The sequence below is a fragment of the Variovorax sp. V93 genome (assembly GCF_041154485.1).
GTDB classification, from domain to species: Bacteria; Pseudomonadota; Gammaproteobacteria; order Burkholderiales; family Burkholderiaceae_C; genus Variovorax; species Variovorax beijingensis_A.
Genome location: NZ_AP028670.1, coordinates 46129 through 67575, shown reverse-complemented (window position 1 = coordinate 67575; position 21447 = coordinate 46129). Strand labels below are relative to the sequence as shown.

Sequence of the window (21447 nt, the reverse complement as noted above, 5' to 3'; positions counted from 1 at the left end):
GGCTAGGCCAGCGCAGGCTCCAGCAAACCGGCGAGCCGCTGAACGATCAGCTGCTCCGCCTCTTCCATGATGCGATCGATCAGCTCCTGCACCGTCGGAATGTCGTTGATCAGGCCGACCACCATGCCGCAGCTCCAGGCGCCGGCATCCATCTCGCCTTGCAGCATCACGCGCGGGTAGACCCCCGCGACCTGGTCGATGATGTCCTCGAACTTGAGGTCGGCTCCTTTTTCCTTCTCGATCCGGATCAACTGCTCGACCGATGAATTGGTCAGCACGCGTTCCGTGTTGCGCAGGCCGCGCATCACCAGCCGTGTGTCCAGTTCGGTGGCCGCCACGATGGCGTCCTTCACGTTCTGGTGGATCGGCGCCTCCTGCGTGGCCACGAAGCGCGTGCCCATGTTCATGCCTTCCGCGCCCAGCGCCAGCGCCGCCACCAGGCTGCGCGCGTCGGCCATGCCGCCGGAGGCGACGAACGGGATCTTCAGCTCCTCGGCCGCACGCGGCAGCAGGATCATGTTCGGCAGGTCGTCCTCGCCCGGGTGGCCGCCGCACTCGAAACCGTCCACGCTCACGGCATCGCAGCCGATCGCTTCGGCCTTGAGCGCGTGCCGCACCGAGGTGCACTTGTGGATGACCTTGATGCCGGCCTTCTTGAGCGCGGGCATGTAGGCCTCGGGACTGCGCCCCGCCGTCTCGACGATGCGCACGCCGCCTTCGGCAATGGCCGCGATGTACTCGGGGTATGGCGGCGAGGACAGGGTCGGCAGGAACGTGAGGTTCACGCCGAAGGGCTGGTCCGTCATCTCGCGGCAGCGGCTGATTTCCTTGGCCAGGAGCTCGGGCGTCCGTTGCGTGAGGCCCGTGATGAGCCCGAGCCCGCCGGCGTTGGACACGGCCGCGGCCAGCTCGGCAAAGCCGACGTAGTGCATGCCGCCCTGGATGATCGGGTGGCGGATGCCGAAGAGTTCAGTGATGCGTGTTTTCATGTGTCTTTCACCAGGTTTCCATGTAGGGACGAAGGTCCATCTCGAAGGTCCATGCGTCCCGGGGCTGGGTGTGCAGGTACCAGTAGTTCTCCGCGATGTGCTCGGGATTCAGGATGCCGCCCTGCTCTTTCAGCGCGTAGCGTTCGGGGAAGTTGCTGCGGATGAACTCCGTGTCGATCGCGCCGTCGACCACGATGTGCGCCACGTGGATGCCGCGCGGGCCGAGCTCGCGCGCCATGCTCTGGGCCAGGGCGCGCAGTGCATGCTTGGCGCCGGCAAAGGCCGCGAACTTCGCCGAGCCGCGGATGCCGGCCGTCGCGCCGGTGAAGAGAATCGTGCCGCGCCCGCGCTCGACCATCCTGCGGGCGACCTCGCGCGCGTTCAGGAAGGCGCTGAAGGCGGCCATCTCCCAGATCTTCATGTACTTGCGCCCGGTCTCCTCCAGGATGCTGCTGGGCACGTTGGCGCCGATGTTGAACACCATCACTTCGATCGGGCCGCGCTCCTTCTCGATCTGGTCGATGAGGGCCACGACCTCTTCCTCCTTGCGCGCATCGCTGCCGTAGCCGAACGCCTGGCCGCCGGCCGCGCGGATGCGCTCGACGGCCGGCTCCAGCTTGTCGGCCGAGCGCCGCGTCAGGCACGCGACGTAGCCCTCTCGGGCGAAGCGCGCGCCGATCGCGCTGCCGGTGGCGTCGCCCGCGCCGATGACGAGAGCCACGCCGCGGTGGTTGGCTGATGGGTCCATACGGTCTCCTTTAAAAAACGTTCGTTAGGTCATTGCACGTTAATCAATGAACGTTCGTTTGTCAATCAAGGGCAAAGCCCAAGGAAACCCCGTTGACGAAGCTCGTTCAATCACATAGCTTTCGTTTACCAAACGTTCGTTAACTTAAAGGAGTCCCTCAATGCGCAAGTCAGTCGATTTCTTCTTCGATGTGGGAAGCCCGTCGTCCTACCTGGCGTGGACGCAGCTGCCCGCCCTGTGCGCGAGCCACGGTGCCGACCTCGTCTACCGGCCGATGTTGCTGGGCGGTGTCTACCAGGCCACCGGCAATGCCTCGCCGGCCACCATCCCCGCCAAGGGGCGCTATACGCAGATGGATTACGAGCGCCATGCGCGCCGCTATGGCGTGCCGTTCCAGGGCAACCCGCACTTCCCCGTCATCACGCTGTTCCTCATGCGTGCGGTCACCGGCATTCAACTGCGCCGCCCCGAGCAGCTGCAGCAGCTGCTGGGCTGCGTGTTCAAGGCGCTGTGGATCGATGCGCTCAACCTCAACGATGCGCAGCTCACGGCGCGCACGCTGGTCGAAGGCGGATTCGACCCCGCCGAGATCGAGCGCCTGGCGCAGGACGCCGAGACCAAGGCCGCACTGAAGGCAACGACGCAGGAGGCGGTCGAGCGCGGCGTGTTCGGCGCACCCACGCTCTTCGTCGGCGGCCAGATGTTCTTCGGCCAGGACCGGATGGACTTCGTTCGCGAAGCGCTGTCCTGACCAAAGCAAAAAAAGGAGACAACGTGGATCAAAGAATCTGGCATGCGTCCTACCCGGCAGGACTGCCCCGCGACCTCGTCTACGGCGAGCACGAAACCCTTGCCACCCTGCTCGAAGGCGCCTTCGCTCGAAACGCCGGCCGGCCGGCCGTGACGTGCAACGGCGAATCACTGACCTTCGCCGAGCTCGAACAGGCATCGGCTCGCTTTGCGGCCTTCCTGCAGGCGGCAGGGCTGCAGCCCGGCGACCGCGTGGCGCTGCTGCTGCCGAACCACCTCCTCTATCCCGTTGCCTTGGCTGCGATCGCACGCGCAGGCTTCGTGGGAGTGACCATGAATCCGCTCTACACGGCCCGCGAAGTGGCGTACCAGTTGGCGGATTCCGGCGCAGCGGCGCTGGTGGTTGCCGATCCGTTCGCGGGACTCGCGGCCGAGGCCATCGAGCGGACGGAGGTGCGGCACGTCGTCACCGCGCCGATGCAGGACCTGAGGCGATCGCTGCTCGCGCCCGCCGGCGATCGGCCGATGTCGGCACGCGGCTCCGACGTGCATCTCGTCCCGCTGCACACTGCCATCGCATCGGTGCAGGATGCAGGCTTCAGCGCCGCACAGGTGCGCCCCTCAGATCTCGCGTTCCTGCAATACACGGGCGGCACGACCGGCGTATCGAAGGGCGCCTGCCTTACGCATCGCAACGTCCTGGCGAGTGTGCTGCAGATGCAGTCCTGGCTGCGGCTGAACCTCGAGTTCCAGAACTTCGAGCTGGTCACGCCGCTGCCCCTGTACCACATCTTCCCGCTCGGCATGGCGCTGATGGCGCTGGCGAGCGGCGGACACAACCGGCTCGTCATGAATCCGCGCGACACCAAGGCCCTGTGCGCCGAGTTGCGCCGGGCGCCTTTCGACGTGCTGATCGGCGTCAACACCATGTTCAACGGCATGGTGAACCTGCCCGAACTGTCGTCGGTCGACTTTTCGCGCTGCGGCATGGTCATCGGCGCCGGCGCCTCGATCCAGGCGGCGGTCGCGCGCAAGTGGGAGGCGGCGGGCGGGCCGCCGATCACCGAGGCCTATGGGCTCACGGAGACATCGCCCAGCGCCACCTTCAATGCGCCGGGCTGCAACGGCACCATCGGCGTTCCGGTGCCCTCCACCGACGTGATGATCGTCGACGACGCGGGCGAGCCGGTGGCGCCGGGCGCGCCCGGCGAGCTGCTCATCAAGGGCCCGCAGGTGTTCGCCGGCTACTGGAAGCGCGAGGAAGAAACGCGCATGGCATTCACCGGCGATGGCTGGTTCCGCACGGGCGATGTCGTCACCATGGATGCGCAGGGGCTGATGACCATCGTCGACCGCAAGAAGGACATGATCCTGGTGTCCGGATTCAACGTGTATCCGAACGAGATCGAGGGCGTGGTCGCGCTGCATCCGGAGGTGCTGGAGTGCGCCTGCGTCGGCGTGCCCGACGAGCGCTCCGGCGAAGTCCCCCACCTGTTCGTCGTACGCCGCTCGCCGGGCCTGCAGGCGGACCAGGTCGAATCGCATTGCCGCGAGCTCCTGGCGCCCTACAAGGTGCCTCGCCACATCACCTTTCTCGAGGCCTTGCCCAAATCGACCGTGGGCAAGATCCTGCGCAAGGAGCTGCGCGCACCGGCAGCGGCCTGATGGCGCGGATGGGGCTTCAGCCCACGGCGCTGCGCAGCCGCTCCATCCCCACGTCGCGTATGCCGAGCGCCTCGAGCTTTCGAAGCGTGGCGTCGAAGTACTCGCGGCAGCTGCCGAGGCTGCCCGCTCCCGTGTTGATCATCCGGGCCATCTCGTGCAGGGAGAGCGCCTTCGTGTAGCGTGGATGGGATCGGTCGACCGCAAAGGTGATTGCGCGCACCGGCCGGCCCTCCGCATGGGCGGTCACCCACCGGGCCTGGTACACCTCGGTCAGCATCTCCCTTCGCCAGAGCACCCGCAGCTCATCGCGCGCCTTGCGCGGCTCGATCTGCAACAGCAATCCCTGGCACGCGCCGCCCCGGTCGAGGGCGAGCATCAGTCCGGGGTGCTCCTGCGAGCCTCGCCCGACGATCGAGCGCAGGCAGAAGGAGCGGTGCCAACCGTGGACTTTCGCCGGATGCACGCCGGTGTGCTCCACCGCGGGGTTCCACATCAGCGATCCATATCCGAACACATGAACGGCTGCATTGCCATCGTGCCGCGACAGCACGCCTTCGATGGACGCTTCCAGTTCCTCCGCGGTGCGCAGCCGCACGCCCACCGGGAGCTGCGCATAGACCTGCGCCATGAAGGCGTCATCGAGGAGCCCTTCGCGGGTGACCCGCACGGGCTCGATCGCCGCCTTCGATCCATCTCGGTCGTTCTCGCGCGGGCCGGGATAACGCATGGGCGAGCCTCCAGGGAGTCCTGTGGGAAGGGTCCGATGATAGCATCGGAGTCGTTTAGTGAACGTACGTACATTCAACGGAACGCTTCAGCCGGGCACACCCTCCCCGTGAAGCCGCACGATCAAGGCGCGCAGCCACGCCACGGCGGGGTCCCGGTGATAGCGGCCGTGCCAGAACAGGCTGATCGCAATCTCGGGCAGCCTGGCCGGATGGCGCACATAGGACAGGCCGAACGGACCGGCCAGGGCCTGGGCGAGCCGCTCGGGCACCGTCGCCACGAGGTCGGAGCCGTGCAGGATATGGCCGACCGCCACGTAGTGCGGCACCGTCAGGACAACCTTGCGCACGATCTTCTTGCGGCTGAGAAGCTCATCCGCCTTGCCGTGGCCGGTTCCCTCCGAGACCACGACCACGTGATCGGCCTTCGAGAACTCGGCCAGCGAGATCTGGCGCTTGTCGAGCGCATGGCCCCGGCGGAACATGCAGACGTAGTGCTGCTTGAACAGCCGCCGCTGGAAATAGCCGCTCTTGAGCTGCGGCAGCAAGCCGATGGCCAGGGTGACGTGGCCGGATTCCATCTCGTCCTGGAGATTGACCGCCGTGTTGCGAACGGTGCTGATCGAGAGGCCCGGCGCCACGCGCGCCAGCTCCTTCATCAGCTTGGGCAGGAAATAGATCTCCCCGATGTCGGTCATGCCGATGGTGAAGGCGCGCGTCGACGTGGCCGGCTCGAACGAGCTCCGCTGGTTGATGGCGGCATGGATCGTCTGCAGGGCGCTCGCGGTCGGCGCGGCCAGCTGCTCGGCGAAGGGCGTGGGTTCCATGCCCTTGGGCGTTCGAAGAAACAGCGGGTCGTCGGTGAGCTTGCGCAGGCGCGCCAGCGCGTTGCTCACGCCGGGCTGCGAGAGGCCCAGATTCGCCGCCGCCTTCGACACCCGTCGGTCGATCAGCAGCTGGTTGAACACCACCAGCAGGTTGAGGTCGATGTCCTTGAGCTCCACCGCGTCTCCATTCGCGAAATCTATATGAATTATTCGGCACATTCTATTGAACGATAGGCTCGAACTGCCGATCATTGGGAACCACGAGACGAGCGGCCCAGGCGACGCGGCCGCACAGGAGACAAGACATGGACGACACATCGGCCGTTTTCCCGCAGCAGATCCGCTGGGAAGACAAGGGCACGAGCCGCATTCCCTTCATGGCCTACACCGACGCCGACCAGCACCGGCAGGAGCTCGAACGCCTTTTCTACCGGGGCCACTGGTGCTACGTGGGCTTGGAGGCCGAGATTCCCGAGGTCGGCGACTTCAAGCGCACGGTGATCGGCGAGCGCTCGGTGATCATGGTCCGGGATGCGGAAGGCTCCATCAGCGTGGTGGAAAACGTATGCGCGCACCGGGGCATGCAGTTCTGCCGCGAGCGCCATGGCAACCGCAAGGCCGGCGGGTTCACCTGTCCCTATCACCAGTGGAACTACTCGCTGGGCGGCGACCTGCAGGGCGTGCCCTTTCGCCGCGGCGTGAAGCAGGACGGCAAGGTCAATGGCGGAATGCCGGCCGACTTCAAGCCGGCCGAGCACGGCCTCAACAAGCTCAAGGTCGCCACGCGCGGCGGCGTCGTGTTCGCGTCCTTCGATGCACAGGTGGAATCACTCGAGGACTTCATGGGCCCGGAAATCCTGGGCTACTTCGACCGGCTGTTCAACGGCCGCAAGCTCACGATCCTCGGCTACAACCGCCAGCGCATTCCCGGCAACTGGAAGCTGATGCAGGAGAACATCAAGGACCCGTACCACCCGGGCCTGCTGCACACCTGGTTCGTCACCTTCGGGCTCTGGCGCGCCGACAACAAGTCGGAGCTGAAGATGGACCGCCATCACCGCCACGCCGCGATGATCTCGACCCGCGGCGCGAGCGGCAAGGCCGACCAGGTCACACAGGTGTCGAGCTTCAAGGAAAGCATGAAGCTCAACGACGACCGCTTCCTGGACATCGTGCCCGAGCCGTGGTGGCGCGGCCCGACGGCGGTGATGATGACGCTGTTCCCGAGCGTGATCTTCCAGCAGCAGGTCAACAGCGTCTCGACCCGGCATATCCAGCCGAGCGGCCCGGGCGCCTTCGATTTCGTCTGGACGCACTTCGGCTTCGAGGACGACGACGACGCCATGACCTTGCGGCGGCTGCGCCAGGCCAATCTCTTCGGACCGGCGGGCTTCGTTTCGGCCGACGATGGCGAGGTGATCGAGCTTTCGCAGAAAGGCTTCGAACAGAAACCTTTCCACCGCACGCTCGCCGAACTCGGCGGACGCGAAGTCGGCGACACGGACCACATGGTCACCGAGACGCTGATCCGGGGCATGTACGAATACTGGCGCAAGGTCATGGAGGCTTGAGATGAACTTCCAGGACTACTTCGAGCTGACCCAGCTCTATGCCCGCTACGCCCAGGCGGTGAGTTCCGGCCAATGGGAACTCTGGCCGGAATTCTTCACGGACGACTGCAGCTACCGCCTGCAGCCGCGCGAGAACCACGAGCGCGGCTTTCCGCTGGCCACGCTGTCGTTCGAAAGCAAGGGCATGCTGAAGGACCGCGTCTACGGCATCCGCGAGACCCTGTTCCACGACCCCTACTACCAGCGCCACGTGGTCGGGACGCCGCTCGTGCTGAAGGCCGAGGCGGACCGCTTCGAGTGCGAGGCCAACTACGCGGTGTTCCGCACCAAGCTGTCCGAACTCTCGAGCGTCTTCAATGTGGGCCGCTACATCGATGTGGTCGTGCGTACCGCCGAGGGGCTGAAGTTTGCCTCGCGCCAGGTCATCTACGACAGCGAAATGATCCCCAACTCCGTCATCTATCCCCTCTGAGGCCAGCCATGAGCGATTCCCAATGGACCGAGGCCGCAGCGGTCGACGAAGTACCCGCCGACGATGTCGTCGGCATGCAGGTCGGCGGGCGCGACATCGCGCTGTACAACGTGGACGGCCAGATCTACGCGACCGACAACGTGTGCACCCACGGCCATGCGCGCCTGTGCGAGGGCTTCCTCGAAGGCCACGAGATCGAGTGCCCGCTGCACCAGGGCAAGTTCGACGTGCGCAATGGAAAGCCGACCTGCGCGCCCGTGACCGAGGCGATCCGCGCATACCCGGTGAAGATCGATGCGGGCCGGGTGTTTCTCTCGCTCGGTTGAACTCATGAATACCGAAACCATCGCCATCGTGGGCGCCGGCCAGGCCGGCGGCTGGGCCGCGCAGACGCTGCGCAGCGAGGGTTTCGCGGGGCGCGTGGTGCTGGTCGGCGACGAGCCGCATCGTCCCTACGAGCGCCCGCCGCTGTCCAAGGCGGTGCTCGCCGGGGACGCGCAGGCGGACACGACCCACCTGCTGAAACCGGAAGCCTTCGATGCGCTTCGCATCGACTGGCGGCCGAACGTCGGCGCGACCTTCATCGACCGGGCCGCGAAGCAGCTCCACCTGACGCAGGGAGCGCATGTTTCCTACGACAAGCTGATTCTCTGCAGCGGCGGCCGGGCGCGCCGCCTGGATATCCCGGGCGCGGACCTGCCCGGCGTCTTCAGCTTGCGCAGCATCGAGGATGCGGCGGCGCTCGGTGCCGCGCTGTTGGCCGGCAAGCGGCTGCTCGTCGTCGGGGGCGGCTGGATCGGACTCGAAGTGGCTGCGACGGCCCGCAAGAAAGGCATGGAGGTGACCGTCGTGGAAGCGATGGGCCGGCTGTGCGAGCGCACCGTTCCGCCGGAAATCTCCGGCTACCTGCTGCAGCTCCACATCGCGCACGGCGTCGATGTCCGGCTCGGCACCGGCATCGAACGCCTGGCGCAGAACGCGCGGGGCGGTCTCACGGCGTCATTCACCGATGGGCGCGAGATCGAATGCGACGCGGTCCTCATCGGTGTCGGCCTGGTCCCCAACGACGAGCTCGCGCGCGAGGCTGGCCTGGCATGCGATGGCGGCGTGCTGGTCGATTCGCAGTGCCGCTCCTCCGATCCCGACATCCTGGCCGCGGGCGACGTGGCTGCATGGCAGTGCGAATGGGCGGGGCGCCGGATGCGGCTCGAATCGTGGCAGAACGCCCAGGAGCAGGGCATTGCCGCTGCGCGCGCGGCGCTCGGCATCGCGGTGAACCACCAGCCGCTGCCCTGGTTCTGGTCGGACCAGTACGAGGTCAACCTGCAGATCTTCGGCATGCCCACGCCGGCACACGATGTGGTCGTGCGCGGCGACCGCAATTCCGGCAGCTTCGTGATGTTCTTCCTGGACGCCGGCAAGGTCGTTGCGGCGCTGGGCCCCAATGCCGCGCGCGACCTGCGATTTGCGCGGCGGCTGATCGAGCGCCGCACCCGCGTCGATGCCGCGCAGCTCGCCGACCTGCAGGTGCCGCTCGCCAAGCTTTGAGGCCGCGGTCCTGGTCCCTGTGCCGGGCGATCGCCAAGGCCCGAGCCGCCCCGCCGGTTACGGGGACTTGAACTCTTCCGCCGCGATGCCGAGCTTGCGCAGCTTGTCGTGCAGCGTCTGCCGTGCGATGGCGAGCGAGGCCGCCGTGGCCGGCTGGTCGCCCTGGTGCTTGCGCAGCGCCTCGACGATCACCGCGCGCTCGAAGGATTCCACCTGCTGCGGCAGCGCGCGCGGCAGCGCCGGCAAGCCCTCGCCGGTGCCGCGGGTCTGCGTCAGGCGCTCGCCGAGCAGGCCCAGGACGAAGCGGTCGGCCACGTTGCGCAGCTCGCGCACGTTGCCCGGCCACGCGTAGGCCATCAGGTCGGCCAGCTGGGCGTTGGTGGGCAGTGGCGCCGCACGCCCGTAGCGGCTCGCGGCCAGCAGCGTGAAGTGCTCGAACAGCAGGGGAATGTCTTCGCGTCGCTCGCGCAGCGGCGGCAGCTCGATGAAGGCGACGCCGAGCCGGTAGTACAGGTCGGCCCTGAACTTCTGGCGGTCGCTCATGTCCTTCAGGTCCTCCTTGCTTGCGGCCACCACGCGGCAGTCGAAGGCAATGGCCTTGTTGGAGCCGATGCGCTCGATGCTGCGCTCCTGCAGCGCGCGCAGCAGCTTGATCTGCACGGCCATCGGCATGCTCTCGATCTCGTCGAGGAAGAGCGTGCCGCCATTGGCATATTCGAACTTGCCCACGCGCACGCGGTTGGCGCTGGTGAAGGCGCCGGCCTCGTGGCCGAACAGCTCGCTCTCGGCCAGCGCCTCGGGCAGGCCGCCGCAGTTGAGCGGAACGAAATGCTGGCGGCGGCGTTCGCTGTGCTCGTGCAGGCAGCGCGCGACGAGTTCCTTGCCGGTGCCGGTTTCGCCGTAGACCAGCACGTCGGCCGAGGTTTCGGCGAGCGTCATCACGGTGCGGCGCACCAGCTGCATCTGGGCCGACCGGCCGATCAGCACCGACTGGATGCCGTTCCAGTTCTCCAGCGCATCGCGCAGCGCGCGCACCTGCAGCGAAAGCTGCCGGCGCTCGATGGCGTGGCGCACGATGGCCACCAGCCGCTCGGAGCTGAAGGGCTTCTCGATGAAGTCGTAGGCGCCCTCGCGCATGGCCTGCACCGCCATCGCGATATGGCCGTGGCCGGTGACCAGGATCACGGGCAGCTCGGCATCGATGCCGTGCAGCTCGGGCAGCCATTCGGCGCCGCTCAGGCCTGGCAGGCGCACGTCGCAGACCACGATGGCCGGCACGCCGAAGCTGATGTGGCTGCGCGCGCGTTCGACGCTCGCAAAGGATTCGACCTCGAAACCGGCCAGGGTCAGCACCTGGGTCGTGCTGATGCGGACGTCTTCGTCGTCCTCGACCAGCATCACCCGGATGGCAGGGGCTTCGCTCACTTGTTGATCACTCCTGTGGGGGTGGGAATAAGAACGGCCTGCACGGCGGCCGGAAGGTCGGCGATGAAGGAGGCGCCGCCTTCCGGCAGGTTGGCCGCACGCAGCGTGCCGTCCATGGCGCGCACCAATTGTGCCGAGATCGCGAGCCCGAGCCCGAGGCCCGTGCCGGCCGGCTTGCTGCTGACGAAGGGCTCGAACAGGCGCGGCAGGATGTGGGATGGAATGCCCGGTCCGGTGTCGTTCACCCGCAGCAGCACCCGGCCCTCTTGCGGCCGCGCCTCGAGCCGCAGCCTGCGCCGGGGCGAGGCCTGCATGGCGTCGATGGCGTTGCGCATCAGGTTGACGAGCACGCTGCCCAGCGCGGCCTCTTCGGCCATCACGCTCAGCGCCGCGGGCTGCACGTCGACTTCGAAGGCGACGCCGTTCTTCTTGATGGCCTCGGCCACGATGGCCTGCGCGTCGGCCACGGCTCGCGCCACCGGCACCGCCGCGAGCGGAAGTTCGCTCTTGTGCGCGAAGGTCTTGAGCTGCGAGGTCAGGCGCGCCAGGCGGTCGACCATGTCCCGGATGCGCTGCAGGTTGCCACGCACGTCGTCCAGGCGGTTCTTGTCGAGCAGGATGGCGGCGCTCTCCGAGAGCGTGCGCATCGCGGTGAGCGGCTGGTTCAGTTCGTGCACCACGCCGGCCGACATCTGGCCCAGCGCCGCCATCTTGCCGGCATGCACCAGCTCGCCCTGGGCGGCGCGCAGCTGTGCGGTGCGCGCCACCACGGTCGACTCGAGCGTGTCGTGCGCCGCCTGCAGCGCCGCCTGGTTGGCCAGTTTCTGCCGCACGGCGCGGCGGCGCTGCCACAGCGTCACGGCCACCAGCAACAGCACCGCCATTGCGAGGCTCGCGGTGATGGCGGCGTTGCGCGCGCCCACGCGCACCGGCGCCAGGTCGTCGAGCGCCATCAGCTGCCACGGCGCACCGCGCAGCGAGCGCGTGGAGGCCAGCTGGTCGATGCCGTCGAGCGCGATGACCCTCACATCGCGCGCCAGCGTCTCCTTCAGCGTCCATTGCAGCGGCTGCAGGCCGGCCTCGCCGTAGGGGCGCGAGCGCTGCACCTCGGCCCGCTGCTGGGCGTCGAGCGGCAGCATCGGCCGGAACTTGAGGTCTTCGCGGGTGGCGAGGATCACCACGCCGCGCTGGTCGATCAGCGCCACGTCGCCCGGCAGCTTGCGCCAGGCGCGTTCGGATTCCTCCAGGTTCACCTTCACGGCGACCACGCCGCGCGAGGGCTGGCCGCGGCGCAAGGCATACGAGAGGTAGTAGCCGGGCTTGCGGCTGGTGATGCCGACGCCGTAGAAGCGGCCCTTGCCCTGCCCCAGCGCATCGATCACGTAGGGCCGGAACGACAGGTCCTGGCCAACGGTGGTGCCGGGCCGGTTCCAGTCGGAAGCGGCCAGCGAGGTGCCGGCCGAGTCCAGCACGTAGAGCATTTCTGCGCCGGCGGCGGCGTTGACGCCGTCGAGGTAGCGGTTGACCGCATCGCGCAGCGGTGCATCCGAGGGCGTGCCGAGCAGTGCGGGGACGATGGGCGTCATCTCCAGCAGCGCGGGCAGGTACTCGAAACGGGCCAGGTCGGCATCGAGCCCTGTGGCAAGCATGTCGAGCCGGTGGTCGGCCGCCTCGCTCAGCCGCGCGAGGCCGTTCTGCATGGCGAAGTGATGCCCCGCAAAGGCGGCCGCGGCCACCAGCGCCAGTGCGCCGCACCAGCGCGGCAGGCCGCGCCACCGTCTCGGGCTGTGGGAAGGCAAGTCGAAGTGCAGTGCCGGCTGCCGTGGAATCATGAACCCGTTATTGCACAAGGCCGTGAACGCCGCATCAGTGGCTGCCCGGTGGCGGGTGTCACGGACGGTTTCATCCAGGCCCAGGGCGGGTTCGGGCACGGCGTCATCGGTCACTGCATGTGCTGGCCGCCGTTGATGGCAATGTTGGCACCGGTCACGAAAGCCGCCTCCTCCGATGCGAGATAGATGATCAGCCCCGCCACTTCCTCGGGCTTGCCGAGGCGCCCCACCGGGATGTGCGGCAGGATCTTGCTGTCGAGCACTTCCTTCGGAATGGCAGTGACCATCTTGGTGCCGATGTAGCCGGGCGAGATGGTGTTCACCGTCACGCCCTTCTTCGCCACTTCGAGTGCCAGCGCCTTGGTGAACCCGTGCACGCCGGCCTTGGCGGCCGAGTAGTTGGTCTGGCCGAACGCGCCCTTCGAGCCGTTCACCGACGACACGTTGATGATGCGGCCCCAGCCCCGCTCCACCATGCCGTCGGCCACCTGCTTGCTCATGTTGAACAGGCTGTCGAGGTTGGTGCGCAGCACGGCGTTCCAGTTGATCTGGTCCATCTTCTTGAAGGTCATGTCGCGCGTGATGCCGGCGTTGTTGACCAGCACGTCGACCGGGCCCAGGGCCTCCTGCACCTGGCCCACCGCCCGTGCACACGAGTCGTAGTCGGCCACGTCGCAGGGAACGGCCAGGATCTGGTAGCCGCGCGACGCCATCTGGGCCACCCATTCGGCGTGCGACTTGTTGCCCGGCGAGTAAGTCACCGCGAGCTTGTAGCCCGCATCGACCATCTTGGTGGAGATCGTCTCGCCCAGGCCGCCCATGCCGCCGGTGACCAGGACCACGTGTTGCTGCTTGCTCTCGCTCATCTGCTTTCTCCTTGGTGCGTTGTGTGACAAGAAACCCGTTCAGGCGCGTTCCACCGCGAGTGCCACGCCTCAGTGCGGCTGGGCCACCGGCATGTGGGTCTCGACCTTGTCCAGCACCGCCTCGGGCGCGTCGGCCTCGGCCGGGGTCTCGTTGTCCAGCATGCGCTTCATGCGGACGGTGTCCAGGTCATTGGTCCACTTGGCGACCACCACCGTGGCCACGCCGTTGCCGATCAGGTTGGTCAGCGCGCGGGCTTCCGACATGAAGCGGTCGATGCCCAGGATCAACGCCAGGCCCGCCACCGGCACGTGGCCGACGGCCGAGAGCGTGGCCGCCAGCACGATGAAGCCGCTGCCCGTGACGCCCGCCGCACCCTTCGAGGTGAGCAGCAGCACGGCCAGCAGCGTGAGCTGCTGCGTGAGCGTCATGTCGGTGTTGGTCGCCTGCGCGATGAACACCGCCGCCATCGTCAGGTAGATCGAGGTGCCGTCCAGGTTGAACGAGTAGCCCGTGGGCACCACCAGGCCGACCACCGACTTCTTCGCGCCCAGGTTCTCCAGCTTGGCCATCATGCGCGGCAGCACCGACTCCGAGGACGAGGTGCCCAGCACGATCAGCAGTTCTTCCTTGATGTACTTGATGAACTTCCAGATGCTGAAGCCGTGCGCCCGCGCAATGAGCCCCAGCACCACGAAGATGAAGAACAGGCAGGTGGCATAGAAGGTGGCCATCAGCTGGCCCAGCTGCAGCAGCGAGCTCACCCCGTACTTGCCGATGGTGAAGGCCATGGCACCGAAGGCGCCGATGGGCGCGACCTTCATGATGTAGCCCACGATCACGAAGAGCACATGCGAGCCCTTCTCGATCACGTCGAACACCAGCGTGCCGCGTCCGCCGAACTTGTGCAGCGCGAAACCGAACATCACCGCGATCAGCAGCACCTGCAGGATCTCGCCCTTGGCGAAGGCGTCGACCACCGTGCTGGGGATGACGTTGAGCAGGAAGTCGGTGGTGCTCTGCATCTTTCCGGGACCGGTGTAGGCCGCGATGCTCTTGGCGTCGAGCTGGCTCACGTCGACGTTCATGCCGGCGCCAGGACGCACGATGTTGATGATGACCAGCCCCACCACCAGCGCGATGCTGCTCACGATCTCGAAGTACAGGAGCGCCAGCCCGCCGGTCTTGCCGACCTTCTTCATGTCTTCCATGCCGGCGATGCCGACCACCACGGTGCAGAAGATGATCGGCGCGATGATCATCTTGATGAGCTTGATGAAGCCGTCGCCCAGCGGCTTCATCGATGCCCCGGTGTCGGGATAGAAGTGCCCCAGCAGCACCCCGAGCACGATGGCGGTGATGACCTGGAAGTAGAGCGATTTGTAGAAGGGCTTGGGGGCGGCGGATGGTTGGTCCACGGGAGTCTCCTGGAAAATTTCAGACGCTGGCGGCGTCACGGTGTCGTTCATGGCCGCACCCTCGTCAGGCCGCATTGCGGTGCGAGTTGGCATCGACGTTGGGCGTGAGCGCGTCAACCCGTTCGCCGGTGTCCGGGGGGTCAAGGTCACCCATGGTGCTCATCGGTTTGTCTCCTGTGTCATGGCCGGGACCTGCATCGGGCGATGCGGCCGGCCCTGGTACAGAGCAATCGATGTGCCACGCGGCGCGTGGCGCGCAGGGCCCGCTAAGTCGTTGATTTCATGGGGAACGAGGCGGGAATGAAATGGAGGGCCTGACGACGATCCGGCTGCGCGGCGACGAGGCTGTCCGAATCGCCGGACCGATGATTGGGGTAAACCCTGGCATTCGTCCGCATGGGATGTCCGGTGCGACGAAGGCACCCGCAAGGCCGCCGGTGGGAGCAAGTGCTGCGCCCCCGCGATGTGCTGAATGAGCGCCTGATCTCGTTCAGCCGGGGCACGCCGCAGGGCCGCATCATTGCTGACTGGTGCGCGGGCAGCCAGGCGGAGGCGGCGTCATCGATCGACGTACGCTCCGGGCAGATGGCCTGCGCGCTGGCGGCCTGCGGCGCCGGTGTCGCGATCGTGGACGACCTGACGGCGCGCGCCCATCGCAGCGGCGAGCTGGACTTCCGGCCCATCGTCAACCCATCGCTGGGCATCTTCGCGCTCACGCACGAGGGCTTCGCGCCGTCGGTGCTCGGCAAGCGGATGGTCGAACGGGTCGCCGCATCGCTGAAGCAGGCCGGGGGCGGCTGAACACCGCGTCAGAATGCAGCGCATGAACCATCAGAGCGACATGCAGGACAGTGCCGAATACGTTCCCTTCGAGGAATTTCGCCAAGGCCTTCCGCAGGGGCGTTTTCGCGTCATCGTCAATCCGGCGCTGGCAGCGGCCTTCGTGTCACAACGAACGTACGCCATGCCGCTGGCGATTGCCCTCATCGGCCCGGGCATCGCCGTGGCGCTGGCCGGGCATCCGTGGGTCGGCGGGCCGCTGGTGGCGGCCGGCATCCTGTTGCGATGGTCCATCAAGACCGGCGCGCCGCGCATCCTGCTGCACCTGGTCACGCGCGTGCCGTCGGTCTACGAGCAGGCCACCGGCCATGGCGTGATGGAAGTGCGCCGCGCAGATCCGGCAGCAGCGTTGCGCTGAGCCGGATCTGCGCGGGCTTGTCCGGGACAGGCCGCGAAGGCCCGTCCCTTCTTTTCAGAAGCGTCCACCACCGCCCCTCTCGACGAAGGACGGTGGCCGGATCATCGATCAGCCCAGCAGGCTGTCCAGGATGCTGGCAACCGGCGTTCCGCTGCCGCCGAGCCCTTGATCGACCTGGCTGGTGATCGGAGCGATGGTCCCTCCCAGGAGGTCGCCGCCAAGCAGGTTGCCGACCAGGCCGTCTTCACCCAGCACGCCACCCAGCAGGTCACCGCCGAGCAGATCACCGCCCAGGAGATCGCCACCGACCAGGTTGCCGGCCAGGTCGTCTTCACCCAGCACGCCACCCAGCAGGTCACCGCCAAGCAGATCACCACCCAGGAGATCGCCACCGAGCAGGTTGTCGACCAGGCCGTCTTCACCCAGTACGCCGCCGAGCAGGTCACCGCCAAGCAGATCACCACCCAGGAGGTCGCCACCGAGCAGGTTGCCGACCAGGCCGTCTTCGCCCAGCACGCCATCGAGCAGGTCGCCTCCGAGCAAGTCGCCACCCAGGAGGTCGCCACCGAGCAGGTTGCCGACCAGGCCGTCTTCGCCCAGTACGCCACCCAGCAGATCACCACCGAGCAGGTCGCCACCCAGGAGGTCGCCACCGAGCAGGTTGCCGACGAGGCCGTCCTCGCCCAGCACGCCGTCGAGCAGGTCGCCGCCGAGCAAGTCGCCACCCAGGAGGTCACCACCGAGCAGGTTGCCGACCAGGCCGTCTTCACCCAGCACGCCGTCGAGCAGATCGCCGCCAAGCAAGTCGCCACCCAGGAGATCGCCGCCGAGCAGGTTGCCGACCAAGCCGTCCTCGCCGAGGACCCCATCGAGCAGATCACCGCCGAGCAGGTCACCGCCCAGGAGATCGCCACCGAGCAGGTTGCCGACCAAGCCGTCCTCGCCGCCCAGCAGGCCACCGAGCGGGCTGTCTTCGATCAGGCCGCCCACGACGCCGTCCGTGCCGAGCAGGTTGTCCACCACGCCGTCCTGGCCGAGCAAGCTACCGGTCAGACCTTCGCTGCCGAGCACGCCGGCCAGCGTGCCTTCTCCGCCCAGCAAGCCACCGACCAGGCCGTCGCCAAGGAGGCCGCCGAGGGCACCGTCGCCGCCGAGCAGTCCACCGAGCAGGCCTTCCTCGCCCAACGGACCGCCGAGCAGCCCGCCCAGCGCGCCGTCTTCGCCCAGGAGTCCGCCAACGATGCCTTCGTCGCTCAGCGCGTTGCCGAGCAGCCCGCCGACGGCGCTGTCTTCACCCAGGAGGTTGCCGACCAGGCCGTCTTCGGCGAGGAGCCCACCCACCAGTCCATCTTCCTCCATCAGGCCGCTGACGAGGCTGTCCTGGCCAAGCACGCCTTCGACGAGGTCGCCGACCACGCCGCCGTCGCCCACCAGGTCGTCAATGACGCCATCGAGGCCGAGCGCCGTCGTCGCCCCGCTCAGGATGCCGTTCTCGCCCACCAGGTTGTCCAGGCCATTCTGAAGTGCGTCGGTGACGTGGTCGACCTGGCCGACCAGTGCATCGGTGGCGCCTTCGCCCAGCAGGGCGTCGACGATGGGCGCTGCCACGCCGTCCACGCTGTCGACCACGGTCTCGGTGAAGTCGTCCACCGGATCGAACTGGTTCGGATCGTCCCGCGTGAACTCCTCGCCCAGGATCGGTGACACGATGTCATCGATCAGGTCGGTCGTGCCGTCGATGACGCCCGGCACCGGCGTGAGTGAACCACCCAGGCCCAGGTTGTCGTCCGTCGCGCCGATCAAGCCGCCGGTGAGGTCATCGCCCGGATCGAGCAGGTGATCGCCGTCTGCGTCTGCGTCTGCGTCTGCATCGGCATCGGCATCGGCATCGGCATCGGCATCGGCATCGGCATCGGCATCGGCGTCAGCGTCGGCGTCGGCGTCTGCGTCTGCGTCTGCGTCCGCATCGGCATCGGCATCGGCATCGGCATCAGCATCAGCATCAGCATCAGCATCAGCATCAGCATCAGCATCAGCGTCCGCATCGGCATCGGCATCAGCATCAGCATCAGCATCAGCATCAGCATCAGCATCAGCATCAGCATCAGCATCAGCATCAGCATCAGCATCAGCATCAGCATCAGCATCAGCGTCCGCATCGGCATCCGCATCGGCATCGGCATCAGCGTCCGCATCGGCATCGGCATCGGCATCGGCATCCGCATCCGCATCCGCATCCGCATCCGCATCCGCATCCGCATCGGCATCGGCATCGGCATCGGCATCGGCATCGGCGTCGGCGTCGGCGTCGGCGTCGGCGTCGGCGTCGGCGTCGGCATCGGCATCAGCATCGGCATCGGCATCAGCATCAGCATCAGCATCAGCATCAGCATCAGCATCAGCATCAGCATCAGCATCAGCATCAGCATCAGCATCGCTGTCGCTGTCGCTGTCACCATCATCAAGACCGCCCCCCGTACCGCCCCCGCTGCCAAGGAAGAACGGAACCGTTCCACCGTCGCTGCCGCCACCGCCACCCAATGCCGCGCCGAGCGCGACTGCGCCGAGTGCGCCGAGGGCGAACTCGCCCAGGCCGATGCCGGCTGCACCGGTGTGCGCCTTCGTGACTGCGACAGCTGCTGCGTCCGCATCGTTGTCAGGCGGCGTGATCTTGAGGTCGCCCGAGGCAACGTCGACGTTCACCTGCTCGAGGCCGCCCGGCAGCTTGGTCGATCCGAGCGTCGCGTCGGTGCCGCCGGTAAAGACGCCGGCCAGCGGCGCCTTGTTGGAAGGCGAACCCGGAAACAGCACTTCGGCCTGGCCGCCTTCGGGGACCAGCACGCGGTCGCCGGTGAGAAGGGCGTGGCTGCCGTCCACGGGGATCCGGACGCCGTCGCGGATCAGCGCTGTGCCGGGAGTGGCATTGGAAAGCGATCCGATGCTGGACGGCGCGGAGGCGGCGACCGGCGGCACTGTGGACGATCCCATCGGAGCGATGGGGGTCACCGTGGCTTGGGCGATGACCACCGGTGCAACGTCGTTGTTGACGGCTCCGGAAGTGGATGGAATCGATGTCTGCGACGCGGTCATGTGAGAGGCCTCCTCGTTGATTGGATGGTCATAGGGGGCAACATGCGTGCCACTGCCCGTCCATTCCGGAGAGACCTCCTGCGATTAATCGCAAGTCGTTGAATCGTAAGGATTTTTGGCTGTTCGTTCGTGCCGCGAAACTACCGCCGTTCGTCACGGACGCCCAAGCTTTTGGCTGTTGCTACGTTACGTGGGGGGTCGCGTACCACGTAACACGGCACGGAATCCGGCCGGGACATCAGCAGTCGGCCAACGCCTCCTCCGCCGCCAGCGCAACCGCCGCCAGCCGCGCGTCGTCCCCGCACACGGAAGAGAGCATCAGCCCCACCGGCAGTTCACCTTCGCGGTGGCACGGCAGGCTGAAGGCGCAGCCATCGAGGAAGTTGATGGCGAAGGTGTTGCGCAGCAGCAGGCCGTTGGCCTTGAAGAATTCGGCGTCGGCCGCGAGCGCGTCGATGGCCGGCGCGACGATCGGCACGGTGGGGCAGAGCAAGGCGTCGAAACCTTCGAGCGCCGCTTCGACGCGGCCGATCCAGTCGCGGCGGCGGTCCTGCATCAGGAGGTAGTCGGCGGCGCCGACCGACATGCCAAGGTCCACGCGGGCCGCGACCCGCGGGTCGAAGCGCTCGCGCTGCGCACCGATGCGCGCGCGATGCACGGCCGATGCCTCGACGGGCGAGAAGCCGCCCGGCGCGTTGATCCCCGCGATCTCGGCCAGTTCTGCGAGCGTGGTGTCGACCACGATGGCGCCCGCCGCCGACAGCGCGCTCACCGCACGGTCGAAGGCCTGCGCCACGGCCGGCTCGATGCCGTCGAACATGAGCGTGCGCGGCACCGCCAGGCGCAGGCCCTGCAGCGGGCGCCGGCGCACCGCGAGCGGGGTGCCGGCGATGGCGGCATCGACGACGAGGCAATCGGCCACGCTGCGCGTCATGGCGCACACGGTATCGAGCGAGCGCGCAAGCTCGAAGGCCCCGGTGCGCGGCACGCGAGCCTGGGTGCTCTTGAAGCCGACGAGGCCGCACAGCGCCGCAGGAATGCGGATGGAGCCGCCGGTGTCGGAGCCCAGACCCGCCACGGCAAGGCCCAGTGCGACCGACACCGCGGCACCCGACGACGAGCCACCGGGGATGCGCGCCACGGCGGCATCCGCGGGATTGCGCGGCGTGCCATGGTGCGGGTTGATGCCGACGCCGGAGAAGGCGAACTCGGTCATGTTGGTCTTGCCGATGATCGCCGCGCCGGTGCTGCGCAGGCGGGCCACGGCCACGGCGTCGGCCAACGCTGCGGGTTCGCCTTCGCACACGACCGAGCCGGCCATGGTGGTTTCGCCCGCCACGTCATAGAGGTCCTTGACCGTGACGGGCAGTCCGGCCAGCGCGGGCAGCACGACGCCGGCGCGCTGCGCCGCATCGGCATGGCGCGCGGCGGCCAGCGCCGCTTGCGCGTAGCGCTTGGTGAACACGTGCTGTGCGGCCGGCGCTTCGGAGTCTTCGAGCGCCCGCGCCACCACGGCTTCATGCGACACCTCGCCGCGCGCAATGCGCCCGCGCAGCGTGGCGATGTCCATGCCGGCGGCGGCCGTCACGCGACCACCTCGAGCGCCTGCACGGCATAGCGGTGCACGATGCTGCGCTTCAGGCGCGGGTCGTGGATCTCGAGCTCCATCTCGGTGGCCGGGCGGATGCCCTCGCCCTTGCCGTTGGGAATGGCGCCGAGTGTGCCGCAGGTCATGAAGCGGCCTTCGTCGCCGCCTTCGGCCTGGTAGATGCCGTCGCGCAGCGCCGCCAGCGGGCGGATCGACGCGAAGGTGCCTTGCTGGTAGTCGATCCAACGCCCCTCCTCCAGGATGCGCGAGCGCAGCTGCAGCTCGTCCTGGTAGGGCGCCACGTCGCGCCAGCGCCATGCGGTGGTTGCGACCGGCTTGGCGCACATCTGCTTGGACACCGCGACCGAGTAGGTCTCGACGCGGCGGTCGGTATGGTCGGAAGCCACGGTGAGCCACCACTCGCCGGCGGCGCAGAAGAGCATCGGCTCGGCCTCGCCGGAGCTCTGCGCGCCGAGCGCCTCGATGGCGGCCGACTGCGTGAGCAGCCCGGCGCTCACGCGGTAGTACAGCGGCACGCTCGACGGCCGCGGCACGCCGATGGCCTCGAGTTCCTCGATGTGGTGGGCAATGGCGGCGGCGTCGCGGCCGGTCCAGCCGGCAATCACGAGCTGGCGTGCCGGCACCGACAGCAGTTGTGCCGAGCGCGTGCCGTCGGCCGCCACGCTTTCGCAGGCGAAGGAAAGGGTCAATGACATGAAAGGGCTCCGCAAACGGGA

General features: G+C 67.6%; 20 protein-coding genes. 9 read left to right on the top strand and 11 right to left on the bottom strand.

Annotation, left to right across the window (positions count from 1 at the left end; all coding sequences use genetic code 11):
* Positions 1-2 precede the first annotated feature (2 nt).
* Positions 3-989 carry a nitronate monooxygenase family protein gene (locus tag ACAM54_RS26315; RefSeq protein WP_145746851.1) on the bottom strand — a complete coding sequence of 329 codons (987 nt, stop codon included), beginning with the start codon at positions 987-989 and terminating at the stop codon, positions 3-5.
* 7 nt (positions 990-996) lie between these two features.
* Entirely contained in the window at positions 997-1737 is a 741-nt protein-coding gene (locus ACAM54_RS26310) for an SDR family oxidoreductase (RefSeq protein ID WP_145746850.1), read from the bottom strand.
* Positions 1738-1897: 160 nt separating this feature from the next.
* Here ACAM54_RS26310 and ACAM54_RS26305 point away from each other — a divergent pair, with 160 nt between their 5' ends.
* Both ACAM54_RS26305 and ACAM54_RS26300 read left to right on the top strand, forming a co-directional pair.
* Positions 1898-2488, top strand: a complete 591-nt coding sequence (locus ACAM54_RS26305; RefSeq protein WP_192324256.1) for a 2-hydroxychromene-2-carboxylate isomerase — start codon at positions 1898-1900, stop codon at positions 2486-2488.
* Between the two features lie 23 nt (positions 2489-2511).
* Positions 2512-4152: an AMP-binding protein gene (locus ACAM54_RS26300; protein WP_369651804.1), complete on the top strand. Its 1641-nt coding sequence runs from the start codon at positions 2512-2514 to the stop codon at positions 4150-4152.
* Positions 4153-4168: 16 nt separating this feature from the next.
* Here the strand turns inward: ACAM54_RS26300 and ACAM54_RS26295 are convergent, their stop codons facing one another.
* Together ACAM54_RS26295 and ACAM54_RS26290 are read right to left on the bottom strand one after the other, a co-directional pair.
* On the bottom strand, positions 4169-4879 hold the full coding sequence (locus tag ACAM54_RS26295; protein WP_192324260.1) for a gamma-glutamylcyclotransferase: 711 nt from the start codon (positions 4877-4879) through the stop codon (positions 4169-4171).
* An 87-nt stretch (positions 4880-4966) separates the two neighbouring features.
* Positions 4967-5881: a LysR family transcriptional regulator gene (locus tag ACAM54_RS26290; protein WP_192324262.1), complete on the bottom strand. Its 915-nt coding sequence runs from the start codon at positions 5879-5881 to the stop codon at positions 4967-4969.
* 128 nt (positions 5882-6009) lie between these two features.
* On the opposite strand from ACAM54_RS26290, the gene ACAM54_RS26285 reads away from it, so the two are divergent.
* From ACAM54_RS26285 to ACAM54_RS26270, 4 genes are read left to right on the top strand one after another with little or no spacing between them, the layout of a single operon-like run.
* On the top strand, positions 6010-7275 hold the full coding sequence (locus tag ACAM54_RS26285) for an aromatic ring-hydroxylating dioxygenase subunit alpha (protein ID WP_192324264.1): 1266 nt from the start codon (positions 6010-6012) through the stop codon (positions 7273-7275).
* A gap of 1 nt (position 7276) precedes the next feature.
* Positions 7277-7747, top strand: a complete 471-nt coding sequence (locus ACAM54_RS26280; RefSeq protein WP_192324266.1) for an aromatic-ring-hydroxylating dioxygenase subunit beta — start codon at positions 7277-7279, stop codon at positions 7745-7747.
* Positions 7748-7755: 8 nt separating this feature from the next.
* Positions 7756-8073 (top strand): non-heme iron oxygenase ferredoxin subunit, encoded by a 318-nt coding sequence (locus ACAM54_RS26275; RefSeq protein WP_145746843.1) that lies wholly within the window; start codon positions 7756-7758, stop codon positions 8071-8073.
* Between the two features lie 4 nt (positions 8074-8077).
* Positions 8078-9295: an NAD(P)/FAD-dependent oxidoreductase gene (locus ACAM54_RS26270; RefSeq protein WP_369651805.1), complete on the top strand. Its 1218-nt coding sequence runs from the start codon at positions 8078-8080 to the stop codon at positions 9293-9295.
* 57 nt (positions 9296-9352) lie between these two features.
* Here the strand turns inward: ACAM54_RS26270 and ACAM54_RS26265 are convergent, their stop codons facing one another.
* The 4 genes from ACAM54_RS26265 to ACAM54_RS26250 all read right to left on the bottom strand — a co-directional run bounded on the left by ACAM54_RS26265 (position 9353) and on the right by ACAM54_RS26250 (position 14885).
* Positions 9353-10720, bottom strand: coding sequence for a sigma-54 dependent transcriptional regulator (locus ACAM54_RS26265; protein WP_145746841.1), 1368 nt, complete (start codon positions 10718-10720; stop codon positions 9353-9355).
* A complete protein-coding gene (locus tag ACAM54_RS26260) occupies positions 10717-12552 on the bottom strand; it encodes an ATP-binding protein (protein WP_192324270.1) in 1836 nt (611 codons plus the stop codon). Before ACAM54_RS26260 ends, ACAM54_RS26265 begins: the two co-directional genes overlap by 4 nt.
* A 110-nt stretch (positions 12553-12662) precedes the next feature.
* Positions 12663-13418, bottom strand: coding sequence for an acetoacetyl-CoA reductase (gene phbB / locus ACAM54_RS26255; RefSeq protein WP_145746839.1), 756 nt, complete (start codon positions 13416-13418; stop codon positions 12663-12665).
* A gap of 69 nt (positions 13419-13487) precedes the next feature.
* The gene (locus ACAM54_RS26250; RefSeq protein WP_225612952.1) at positions 13488-14885 is read right to left on the bottom strand and encodes a dicarboxylate/amino acid:cation symporter; all 1398 of its coding nucleotides are present in this window, start codon (positions 14883-14885) and stop codon (positions 13488-13490) included.
* Positions 14886-15230: 345 nt separating this feature from the next.
* On the opposite strand from ACAM54_RS26250, the gene ACAM54_RS26245 reads away from it, so the two are divergent.
* Both ACAM54_RS26245 and ACAM54_RS26240 read left to right on the top strand, forming a co-directional pair.
* The gene (locus ACAM54_RS26245) at positions 15231-15635 is read left to right on the top strand and encodes a LysR substrate-binding domain-containing protein (RefSeq protein WP_225612953.1); all 405 of its coding nucleotides are present in this window, start codon (positions 15231-15233) and stop codon (positions 15633-15635) included.
* A 22-nt stretch (positions 15636-15657) separates the two neighbouring features.
* Entirely contained in the window at positions 15658-16032 is a 375-nt protein-coding gene (locus ACAM54_RS26240) for a hypothetical protein (RefSeq protein WP_225612954.1), read from the top strand.
* A gap of 108 nt (positions 16033-16140) precedes the next feature.
* On the opposite strand, the gene ACAM54_RS26235 is transcribed toward ACAM54_RS26240, so the two are convergent.
* Complete coding sequence (locus tag ACAM54_RS26235) at positions 16141-19020, bottom strand: hypothetical protein (protein WP_369651806.1); 2880 nt, start codon at positions 19018-19020, stop codon at positions 16141-16143.
* Between ACAM54_RS26235 and ACAM54_RS26230 the strand changes: the two genes are divergently transcribed.
* A complete protein-coding gene (locus ACAM54_RS26230) occupies positions 18956-19126 on the top strand; it encodes a hypothetical protein (RefSeq protein ID WP_369651876.1) in 171 nt (56 codons plus the stop codon). The genes ACAM54_RS26235 and ACAM54_RS26230 overlap by 65 nt on opposite strands.
* A gap of 234 nt (positions 19127-19360) precedes the next feature.
* Here the strand turns inward: ACAM54_RS26230 and ACAM54_RS26225 are convergent, their stop codons facing one another.
* Positions 19361-20692, bottom strand: coding sequence for an amidase (locus tag ACAM54_RS26225; protein WP_369651858.1), 1332 nt, complete (start codon positions 20690-20692; stop codon positions 19361-19363).
* 14 nt (positions 20693-20706) lie between these two features.
* A complete protein-coding gene (locus tag ACAM54_RS26220) occupies positions 20707-21426 on the bottom strand; it encodes a DUF2848 domain-containing protein (RefSeq protein ID WP_192324275.1) in 720 nt (239 codons plus the stop codon).
* Between the last annotated feature and the right edge of the window lie 21 nt (positions 21427-21447).